This is a genomic window from Mangrovibacterium sp. (assembly GCF_059905295.1).
Genome location: NZ_JBZQJF010000003.1, coordinates 1 through 11,624 on the forward strand (window position 1 = coordinate 1; position 11,624 = coordinate 11,624).

Consider the following 11,624-nt stretch of genomic DNA (forward strand, 5'->3'; position numbering starts at 1 on the left):
CCGACGAAAAGGACGCACTGAAAAAAGCGAAAAAAAGTTTACAGAACGAATAGACTGTCTCTTGCCCTAAATTATGCCACCACCACCCGCTTATTCATGCGGGTGTACCAAATAAAGCCTTTGACATTCGGGTAACCACACTGCTCAAGGGCTTTCATATATTCGCTAACCTGGGTTACATATTTCTGCGACTCAAATTCGCCCGATTTATAGTCGACCACAACCACTTCATCATCCGAAAGCATGATGCGGTCGGGGCGTTTCACACCATCACCGGTTATGATGTTATGTTCGTTCAATACACGATACGAACCATCAAACCACGAAGCAACCTCCGGGTCAACCAGCAGGGTACTTAGCTCGGCTTGCATCTCATTAGCCTCCTCATCGGTCATCATCCCCTTAAACACCAGTTCCTCGCAGGCTTGTTCAAGCTGATCTGCCGTTTCAATGCGCGATAGTACGTCATGCACCAATCGCCCGCGATTAATTTTCTTCTCAGCGGAATCTCCAACCTCAAAGAAATTCTCGTGGTTCTTTCGCAAACGCAGGTAAGTACTGAAATCTTTAAACTGAAACCGATTCAGGCTTAATGTCGAGCTCTCCTGTTCTTCTTTCTCCCCACTGGCAGTTAACTCCCCGATCTCCAACAACTGATTTTCCTCGTCGAAATGCGCTGTCAACGGACTGCAAATATCCTCACGACCGTTAAACGAAATCCCCTCTTCCATATTGACACACATCTTCAGTAAATCGCCAACAGAGCCGAGTGTTTTACCGAATTCGGACCAGGTGTAAAGAGCCGTTTTCGCACGGGTAAAGGCCACATACAACATATTCAGATTGTCGATGTAATTATTGCGGATTTCGCTGAAATATTCCCGGAAGAAGTGTGACAGCCCCATCGATTTACCGTATTTCACCGGTACCAATTCCAACTGGTTGAAAGGCTCAACAGCGGGCCGGCACCATAACATCGGTGCATGCTGTCCGGAAATCCCGAGCGACCAATCGCAAAAGGGAATAAACACGCAAGTATACTCCAAGCCCTTGGCCTTGTGAATGGTTTGAATACGAATGGCATCCAGCTCTTCCGATACAGCGATGGTTTTGCGCTGCCCCTGCTCGTCCCACCAATCGAGGAAACCAGACAGATCGGCACTGCGGTTTTTCATATAATTCGAAACGTGGTCGATGAAAGCCTGCAGATACGCCAACTCGTCCGAGAAATCGAACAGGCAAAAACGATTGCTAAGGTTGAAAATTATTTCCTGCAGATTCTGCGCGGCCAACTGATGATTGAAATAGTTGCTTTTCAAAAAGGAGAACAACTTATTATCCTTATTCCGGTAATCTTCAAAACGCTCGGTTAGTTCCGGCTCATAGCGAGGAGCAAAGTCCATTTGCAACTGCGAGATTTCCTCCTGCTCCACAGCCCAATCAACCTGCTTATTCAAACCAAGTAAAACAGGAGCAATGGTGGCATAATACTGGTAGTTTGCAAACGATAACGACAGCTCGTCATCCGGATCTTTCAGCAGCCTCAACATCGACACCAGGAAAGCCACCGAAGCAGCATTCTTCACATACAAACTTTCGCCCGACAAAACATTGAAATTGTAATCGCCTGTTCCCGTCGCTTTTTCAGTTAGTAAGCGGTCGGCAATCGTCTTGGCTTCAGCTTTGGTGCGCACTAAAATCGCCATATCACGCGCTGACACACCCTTATCCTGTGCCACTTGAATTGCTTCAATCAGCTCATCCAGCACCTGCTCTTCATTGGTTGGTTCCTGCCCGCTTTTCTTCTTTTCAAGGAAACGCATACGGATATAACCGGAATCCGCCGACTTCTTTTGACCTATTTCCTGCAACCCTTCATTATAAATTTGCAAAATAGCATCGCCAAACAAGTTATTGTTCAAGCCGGCTTCCTGAATTTGTCCGGAGAAGTGCGTCTGCATCAGCTGCGGCACCACCTGGAACACCCGGTTGTTAAAGCGAATAACAGTTCCCGAACTTCGCCAGTTTTGAGTTAATTGCTTTTCCTCAGCCCCGTTTTCAGGGAAAGCCTGAAAAACCTCCGATGCCAACAGGTTCCAATCGCCGTTACGCCACCGATAAATAGCCTGCTTCACATCGCCCACCAGCATACCCAAATTTCCTTCGGCCAGCGAGTTGCCCACCAAGGGACGAAAGTTTCCCCACTGCAAGCCCGAGGTATCCTGAAACTCATCAATCATGAAATTTTGATAATACACGCCCGTTTTCTCATAAATGAAAGGGGTATCCGAGTCGTCAATAATCTGCTTCAACAGGTTCCCCGACTCCGAAATCAGGATTACTCCCTTTTCGCGTGTCAGGTCGCGAACGACCTTTTGCAGATCCACAAGAATCCCCAATGTATAAAGCTGATCAACAATCAACTTCGCCGTATTATAATTGGAAATATTTCCCGTATGGAAATTGACAGCCTGTTCCAATAATGGTTGCAGTTGGTGAGCTATATTAATGATATGCGCCGAAGCCTTTTTATCGTGAAAAGCAGCAACATCATCCACAACCGCCAGTACCCGGCTACTTGGGGTAAATTCATTATTGGTCATTTTATCAAAAGCTGAAGCTGCCCCCGATTTCTTATATTTAAAATCGTCGACCGTAACACCTCCCTGACGCATAATCTGCAATCCCTGCTCTCCAATTTGCTTCAGCGTATCTTCAAAATCAACAATAATGCGGCGCAACTCTTTCCGGTATTGTCGGATGAACTTTTTGTCGCTTAACTTTTCATTCAAAACAGGACTCAGCTGTCGGAAGGTCTCGTTATAAATCTGGCGTCCCAGCGATAGAATATCACCTTTCAGGCTCCAACCGCCTCCCTCACGAATTTTATCCTCGGCAAACTGCTTCAGCCAGGATAACAAATCCGGATCATCATCAATCGACAAAAGCAATTGATCAACGGCCTCATCCAAAATACGATCATCTTCCAAATCAACCTGGTAAGCCGTATTAATGCCCAGTTCCCGGTTAAATGCTTTAATCACCCTTTGAAAAAAACTGTCAATCGTGCTGATCGAAAATCGCGAATAATCGTGTAACAAGTGCTTCAAGGCATTTTGAGCCCGGACGACCAATTCAGGTTCAGCCAAAGCCATTTCCTGTTGCAGCACATTCAGGTAAGCGGTTTTCTCGCCCCTGCTCAGCTTATACAACTCTTCAATAACACGCTCCTTCATCTCGGTAGTCGCCTTATTGGTAAAGGTTACCGCCAGAATATTCTTATAATTCCATTCGCCCGAAAGAGCGATTTTTAAGTATTCAATTGCTAGCCGGAATGTCTTTCCCGAACCAGCGGAGGCTTTGTAAATCTGAAGTTGCGACATGCTTGAATATTAGCGTTGATTTGGATATCCGAATGATTTCGGAATACTAAAAGTACAAAAAATTGACCGGCTCAAAAGCGCTTTTTTTAAGTTCAACCAACCAATTGAAAAGCGGCGATTGTTTGTACATTTGTAGGTCAACAGATTAGCCGTTTAAACATCGCGGCTTTCAAAACACAAAAAAATGGTTCTTCAAATAATACTGGTTGTCTCCATCATTTTACAGGTTTTTGCAGTAATTGTCGCCATCAAACTCATTAAGGAAACCAAGTACAACTTTTCGTGGGTACTGCTAACCATCGGTTTTTCGGTGATGGCCGTCCGCTTGCTGGTGGAGCTCTTGCCTTACATCAGCAATTTCAAACCACAGGAGCTGGGTGAATTTATGGTCTGGTCGGGGGTGGCAATGTCGTTAACCTTCGCCATCGGTGTATTCCTGATTCAAAAGATTTTTAAGTATATGAAACGCGTTGAAGATTCGCGGCGATTGACGGAAAAGATGTTCCTGAATGCCATCATTCAAACCGAAGAAAAAGAAAGGAAACGCTTTGCAAAGGATCTGCACGATGGATTGGGGCCCTTGCTTTCAACTGTAAAAATGTCGGTTTCAACATTGGCCCAGCTGGAACATGACAAAAGCTCAAAGGAAATCGTTCAGAATACCGAGATGGTTATCAACGAGGCTATTAAATCGCTAAAGGAGATTTCGGACAACCTGAGTCCGCATGTCCTGAACAACTTCGGGTTAGCCCGTGCCGTCCGAAATTTCAGCAATAAAATTAACGCCACTAAAGTCCTTCATATTAAGCTGAAATCGAATTTGGGCGACAGCCGGTTCGAAAATAATATCGAAGTTGTTTTGTACCGTGTTATCTGTGAGTTAATCAATAATACAATTAAGCATGCTAAAGCGAAAAAGATTGAAATCGATTTGAACATCGAAGAAAAAAATCTTACAATTGTGTACAAAGATGACGGGAAAGGCTTTCAGATGGATAAGCTCCTGAATCAGGCCAACAACGGCGGCATGGGATTTTCCAATATTTTTTCGCGAATCAACTCACTCAAAGGCGAAATTAATGTCGACAGCAAACCCGGCAAAGGAACCTTGGTAAACATTAAAGTAGGTACTGAAAATGAATGACACGACTTGTAAGATCATGTTGGTTGACGACCATACCCTGTTTCGTAACGGGCTGCGGATTTTACTAAACACCATTGATAAATATGAGGTTGCCGGTGAAGCCGGTAACGGTCAGGAATTTTTGGAGCTGCTGGAAGAAGAGTTGCCGGACATCGTTTTGCTGGACATTGAAATGCCGGTGATGGATGGAATTGCTGCGGCCAATATGGCCATTGAAAAATATCCGGATTTGAAGATTATTACCCTAAGCATGTATGGCGAAGAAGACTACTATTACCAGATGGTTGATGCCGGAGTGAAGGGATTTTTATTAAAAAACTCCGATATGAATGAGGTAAAGAATGCCATTGACACGGTGATTGAAGGCGGCAACTATTTTTCGTCGGAATTACTGCAAAACCTGGTAAATAGTCTCCGAACAAGCTCGAAAACACGTGAACCGCAAGCGGAACTGTCGGAACGGGAAATTGAAATTTTGATCCTGATTTGCCAGGGATTTTCGAACCAGGAAATCGCCGATCAACTCTTTATCTCGAAGCGAACAGTTGACAAGCACCGCGCCAATATTTTGGAGAAAAGCCAGTGCAAAAACACGGCTCAGCTGGTGATGTACGCCATTAAGAGTAAACTGGTAGAGATTTAATACCAGACTACCAGACACTGGATTTTTAGATTTTCAGATCAATGTCCTTTATACTTATCCAGCGATCTAATATCCAGCAATCCAAAACTATTAAAGATACTTCCGGGCCACATTTACCGCTTGTTGCAGGTAACTACCGCCAAATAAATAATAGTGATTCAGAATGTGATAAAGTTGGTAGATCTGTACCCGGTCTTCCCATCCGGCAGCTAATGGAAAGGCTTCATGGTAGGCCGCCCACATCTTCGGCGAAAAGCCTCCAAACATTTGCATGATTGACAGCTCCATTTCGCGATCGGCATAATACGAAGCCGGATCGATAATTGCCGGTCCTTTGATGGTGTAAAGGTAATTGCCCGACCACAAATCACCATGAATTAACGAAGCGCGCGAATTATTTGGCAGAAGTAGATCTAAACGATCAATCAATTTTTCGAAAACCTTTAGATCGTCAGCTGTAATATCACGACTATTCTTGATCAGGCGAAGAATAAACCCCAATCGGTTCTCAGCGAAAAACTCAACCCACGACTCCTTCCAATCGTTCACCTGTGGTGTCGCCCCGCAATAATTATCATTGCTAAAACCAAACTCTTGGGGTTGATTTCGATGCAAGTGAGCCAATCCACACCCAAACTTGGCATCCTGAGCAGCAACAGCTCCACTCTGCAGGTTTTCCAGTAAAATAAAACCACTTAGCTCATCAGCTTCCTTGGCAAGAATAACCTCAGGAACCACCAGTGCATCACCAGCTACGCGTTTTAACTCGCGTAAACACTCGGCCTCCCGAATAAATAAATCATCGGCACAGGAAAAGTTCCACTTCAGAAAGAACACGCCTTTGGTCGTATACAAACGATAAGCATGATTGATACATCCGCCACCAACCGGCTCTTTCCGTTCAATCTGAAAACCAGAGCCTAACTGTTCGATGAGCTCTTCTTCCAAATAACTGATAATACTTTCTGTCATAGGCTGAAAGATACACAAAGGAAACTGAATTTTACAATAGATGAATGCAGGTAATCAGAAAAAAAATTCAAGAAGATTCGCCACCTGGAGGGAAGTTATGAACTGTGACAATACAACATACAACTTTTGCAAATCGGTTTAAAATGACCTTGCATAATATTCTCACGGCAAGCATAATTCATTAACTCTGCATGCGTTAAAGACCCCAATTTCTCACGAATATTTTTTAAATGTGTACGAATGGTTGAAGGACTGATATTTAATCGATCTGCCAGTTCCAGATTATCTTTGGAGTTTAGCCAATGCGCCAAAATCTCTTTTTCCCGTAATGTCAAGTCAAAATCAACGTCAGGACAATCGGTGCAACCAAAAATAGCATCAATCTCTTTGGGACAGATATACCTTCCTACGCCATAAATTTCCCGAATTGCATAAATTAACTTGTCCGAACTGCACCTACGAATCACATAAGCATGGATATAGTGCAAGAGCTCATCCAACTGTTTATGTGCAATAATATCCGAAAGAACCAACAATTTTAAGTCCGGAAAAGATTGACTCATTTGCTGAATGTAATCCATGTGTTGTTTATGCAAATGTTGCAACTCTACAATTAAAATATCAGCTTTAAATTCCGCAACATGCTTCTTCCAACACAGATCATTTTTAACCAGTCCTAACACACGAATGTCTTTAAACCGGGACAATAGCGCTTCCAACCCTTCGGCAACAATACTCTGGTCGTAAGCAATTAATACATTGATGATAGTCGAATTTGTAGCCATAATTATCCAACATAGCTAGTACTACGAAATATCGATAAACTATGTTATGAGTTATCAAGCTATTTATCTCGTCATTATGTCCAGAAGGGAGTATTTTTTGTCCAAAGTTTTTCGCGAAACGAGGAGAGTAAAATGGCCGGAATGAGGATTGCCTTATGGCCTATTATTCAGTAACTTATTGTTTATAAAAATCTAAAAAAAGACGACCAATCGACTCCCTGTTAGTTAATTAACTTTTTAATTTTTTTGCCATGAAAAACGCAATCCATTATTCAAGGAAAGGGTTAACAATGCTGATTATGTTTCTTATTATCGGCATTTTTAGCCAATGTCAACGACCAGACGGAGTAGGTCTCTTATTAGAAGATGATTCAGACGCCCCGGAATGGGCAGGAGGTAATACTGACGAAAACGGTAACATCAGTCAAAATGAGGATTCAGGCACTACTCGTGGCGGAGACTACGGAGACTTGTATGTACTATTGAGAGATCCTGATGGTGTTCCTGAAATGATCAGCTTAGAGATTGAAGGCGTAACAGAATACTTTGTACAACCAATCGATGCTGTAACCGGAGAGGCCATTGTATTAGATCAATATGGAGAAATACCGGAGACTGCCACTCCAATTGAAGTCGATTTTGGACGATTAAACATTGTTCGATCACCTCAAGCTGTTTTAGACCAAGCATTCGAAGAAGCCATGACGGTGATTGATGCCGGCGAGGATTTTACCCTTGATTTCTGTGGTCGACTCTCTGTTTGGAATTATGATAGTGAAGGTGTACTCGTTCTCACCAAAACAATTGACTCCCCCCGCGAAAATATGGCGATGTATCAATATCTTATGAATTTCATGTTTGAAGAAACAGAAGAGAACAACTACACCAATCGGATGGCTTTGTTGGCTAATTACCAAATTGATGCTTTAATGCTTGCAGCAGGTTGTTTTGCTGCCGGATCCGACAAAACAGGCACAGTTGATATTGATGAAGTTGTTTACATTAATGGATTTATGGATTGTATTGGTTTAAATCCCATAGAAAACGAATACGAATACGATTTTAACAACGAGGTCAAAAACTATTTCAATTTTTCCGAGCCTATAGAGGGTGAATCTCAATTTCAGTACAATCGTGAAATCTATAAGGACCGGTATATTCAGTTTATGGTTTGGAACGATAACTACTATGGCGAAGAGGGACCAATCTTTTCGATCTATGATGTTTTCGAAGCGCAGCCTCTAAAATTTGGAGATTTGGAAGGATATTATGGAGTTGGAGAAAGACCTTCATTTACACAAGCTTGGGGACAGTTCTCTCCTGAAAGGGTTGAAGGCTTTGCTGTAGCTGTCGATGATGCCGTACAGGTTTTAGATTTTGTACATGGTGATTCCAACATTCTTTTCCTTCCCAACTATGAGCCGGAAGTAGAACCGTAACTATTTAGATTAATCAATCGTTCCCAATAATATTCCCTTTCCCTAATGACCAGCTGCCATTACAAAGACAGTTGGTCATTATAAATCGTGCTTACATGAAAGATCTCCGAGCCATATTAGTTAACAGAACAGCATTAATAAGCCTGATCCTGCTGCTCCTTCATGCGGGGAACTTAATTGCACAACCGAAAACACTACCTATAACGACACAACAAACTGAACTCATTCGATTTGCCCAACAAAAACATGCGTTTTGGAATATGGAGAAGACAAAAGCGGACTCTCTGGCAAAAGCACTCAATATTCCAACATACGATGTCGCGCCCAATGGTCAAGTCATCCTCCTTCAGCGAACAGGGAAAAACAAAAAACCGGTTTATTACGCAACTGATAATCTCAGTTCAGCCGTTACCATTTCAGTTGACCAGCTTTGGAAAACGAACAATTCTTATCCATCGTTAACCGGTGAAGGAACTGAAATCAATGTCTGGGATGGAGGCATAATCCGTGCAACCCACCAGGAATTTCAATCTTCTGCAGGTTCACGTATTACCATGCGGGAATCTGAATTGTCCCTTGCTGATCATTCAACCCATGTGGCCGGAACAATGATTGCAACAGGCGTCAACCCCGATGCTCAGGGAATGGCCGGACTGGCAATTATCTATGGTTGGGATTTGAATGACGACATTGCAGAAATGGCCAACGCGGCAGCTGATGGCATAGTTCTTTCAAACCACTCATACGGCCCACTTTGCGGATGGTATTTCAACACCCAAAACAGCAGCTGGTATTGGTATGGCGATCCGACTATTTCGGAAACGGAAGATTCGGACTTTGGATTTTATAATCAAACCAGTGCGGACCTGGATTATATTGCAGAACTTGCTCCGAACTATCTGATTGTAAAATCAGCAGGCAATGACCGCAACCAAGGCCCGACAGATTCATTTGAACATTATGTATGGGATAACGGCTGGAAATACGTGACTATTGAACGGGAACCGGACGGTGGAACGGATGGCTACGATTGCCTTACACCAATGTCTGTTGCCAAGAATATTCTCACTGTTGGTGCAGTTGACGATGCCAAAAATATGACCTCATTCAGTGCATTCGGTCCTACCGACGATGGGCGAATTAAGCCGGATGTGGTGACCAATGGCTACGATGTGTTGTCGTCAATTTCAACATCAGATATCAATTATGCCAGTTATTCAGGCACTTCAATGGCCGCCGCTTCGGCCACTGGTTCGATAGCGCTTCTTAATCAACTTCAACAGATAGTCCAACCCGAAACCACCCTCCTTTCATCAACAATTAAAGGCTTGTTAATTCATACTGCCGATGAAATGGGTAACAATGAAGGTCCCGATTATGCTTACGGATGGGGATTGCTAAATATGAAAACTGCTTGTGATTTGATTTATGAAAATTCTCAGAATCAAGGCAGCAATATTCACGAAGAGAGCTTAGCTGAAGGCCAGGAGATTCAATTTCAGGTAAAAACATTGGCATCATCACCATTTCTAAAGGCCACCCTCTGCTGGACCGATCCCGCATCAACACCATCTTCACCTGCCCTAAACGACCGGACTCCGAAGCTGGTAAACGACCTGGATATCCAAATTGAGAACAATAGCACTTCTGAAATCTACTCCCCCTGGCTTCTCGCCCCGGAAAACCCAACAGCCGCTGCTGTTCATGCAACCAATCATGTCGACAACGTAGAACAGGTGTATATTGCAAATCCTGGTGGAAACAATTACACAATCAGCATCAATCACACCGGCTCATTAACGGGAGGTTCTCAAAATTTCAGCCTTATTATTTCAGGGATCGAAACACAAACAGGTATCTTTCCTCCCACCAACTTAACGTACACGCTATCCAATTCTGAAGCTCAGCTTAGCTGGCAACCTCCGTCTGAATCGACACCGGATTTTTACAACATTTATCGGGATGGCGTACTTTGGGCAACAACTGCCACAAACAGCTATACCGACGGTTCACTTGAACTGAACACAAGCTACAACTTTCGCGTCACTGCGGTATACACAATTAATGCAGAAGAATTTGAGAGCCTGCCAACCAATCAAATCGAGGTTTTCCCTCAATCCTTAAGACCTCTTCCATTTTTGGTTGATTTTGAAGACGCTCTAATTGATCTCTCGTTTAAGAATAATGAATTAGGCTGGCTGTTGGGAACCAGTGAAACACTGCAATCCTATTACATGGACTTTTCCAGCAATACGACAACCTTCATTGGAGTGGATTCATATGCGGCCGGCGATAATCTCCACCTGTGGGATATTGCAGCCACCCCACCTCTAAAACTAGCTGATTATAGCGATGTGACGATCTCTTTCGATTATTTATTAAAAACCGGCATCTATGGAGCAAAAGATGAATTACATGTCGTATACAAGCTTCAGGAAGAAAGCGAATGGCATGAATTCTTAAAGTTAGTCAGCTCATTCGACTGGACCAATTTTATAACCGCTCTGCCCGACAGTATCTGCAAAAACGGCATGCAGATTGGATTTTACTATGACGACTTCTACTTATGGGGAATGGGTGCCGGTTTGGATAATATTTTAATTAGCGGAACTCCATTAGCTCGTTCACTCGATCTCCAGCTTGATGCTATTTCATCGCCATCCTCGGCATGTAGTTTAACCGAAAACGAACGCGTTTTAATCACTTTAAAAAATACGGGGGAGCAGTCCGTACTAGCCGGCGACAGCATATCGCTCCAACTCAACTGTACGTCAAACACCCCAATAAACGAACTGTGGATACTTACAGAACCACTCGCATCGAATGAAACGATTAATTACGAATTTCAAAATACGCTAAACCTTAGCAATGTTGGTCAATACGATCTGGAAGTTATTGCCAACAATTCATTCGACTCGAATACCTCGAATAACAGTCTTGGAAAAATCGTTGATGTTTTTGGAGTTCCTCAACCTGCTATTTTGAACACAGACCTCAATTTCTGCGAAAACGAACAAGCAGTTTCAGTGGAAGTCTCACCTGCCAGTGGAACACTTTCGGGTACGGGCATCGTTGGTGATTACTTTAATCCGGCAATTGCTGGTGCAGGGACGCATCTGATTTCCTATTCCCTTACCGATGGAAATGGATGCGAAGCTACCACCACTGTCGAATTTTCCGTTTATGCCTTGCCGCAACCAGCAATACTAAACACTGACCTCAGTTTCTGCGAGAATGAACAAGCAGTTTCAGTGGAAG

Annotated in this window: 7 protein-coding genes; 4 read left to right on the plus strand and 3 right to left on the minus strand. The window is 43.3% G+C overall.

Annotation, left to right across the window (positions count from 1 at the left end; genetic code table 11):
* Positions 1–71: 71 nt before the first annotated feature.
* Complete coding sequence (locus AC37HE_RS00095) at positions 72–3,383, minus strand: UvrD-helicase domain-containing protein (RefSeq protein ID WP_500780727.1); 3,312 nt, start codon at positions 3,381–3,383, stop codon at positions 72–74.
* Between the two features lie 184 nt (positions 3,384–3,567).
* Here AC37HE_RS00095 and AC37HE_RS00100 point away from each other — a divergent pair, with 184 nt between their 5' ends.
* Together AC37HE_RS00100 and AC37HE_RS00105 are read left to right on the plus strand one after the other, a co-directional pair.
* Positions 3,568–4,527, plus strand: coding sequence for a sensor histidine kinase (locus AC37HE_RS00100; protein ID WP_500780728.1), 960 nt, complete (start codon positions 3,568–3,570; stop codon positions 4,525–4,527).
* The gene (locus AC37HE_RS00105; protein WP_500780729.1) at positions 4,520–5,170 is read left to right on the plus strand and encodes a response regulator; all 651 of its coding nucleotides are present in this window, start codon (positions 4,520–4,522) and stop codon (positions 5,168–5,170) included. Before AC37HE_RS00100 ends, AC37HE_RS00105 begins: the two co-directional genes overlap by 8 nt.
* 90 nt (positions 5,171–5,260) lie before the next feature.
* Here the strand turns inward: AC37HE_RS00105 and AC37HE_RS00110 are convergent, their stop codons facing one another.
* Positions 5,261–6,142, minus strand: coding sequence for a fructosamine kinase family protein (locus AC37HE_RS00110; RefSeq protein WP_500780730.1), 882 nt, complete (start codon positions 6,140–6,142; stop codon positions 5,261–5,263).
* 95 nt (positions 6,143–6,237) lie between these two features.
* Positions 6,238–6,927: a LuxR C-terminal-related transcriptional regulator gene (locus AC37HE_RS00115; protein WP_500780731.1), complete on the minus strand. Its 690-nt coding sequence runs from the start codon at positions 6,925–6,927 to the stop codon at positions 6,238–6,240.
* A gap of 299 nt (positions 6,928–7,226) precedes the next feature.
* On the opposite strand from AC37HE_RS00115, the gene AC37HE_RS00120 reads away from it, so the two are divergent.
* Together AC37HE_RS00120 and AC37HE_RS00125 are read left to right on the plus strand one after the other, a co-directional pair.
* Complete coding sequence (locus AC37HE_RS00120; RefSeq protein WP_500780732.1) at positions 7,227–8,366, plus strand: hypothetical protein; 1,140 nt, start codon at positions 7,227–7,229, stop codon at positions 8,364–8,366.
* Between the two features lie 95 nt (positions 8,367–8,461).
* A partial coding sequence (locus AC37HE_RS00125) for a S8 family serine peptidase (protein ID WP_500780733.1) occupies positions 8,462–11,624 on the plus strand: 3,163 nt, incomplete at its 3' end.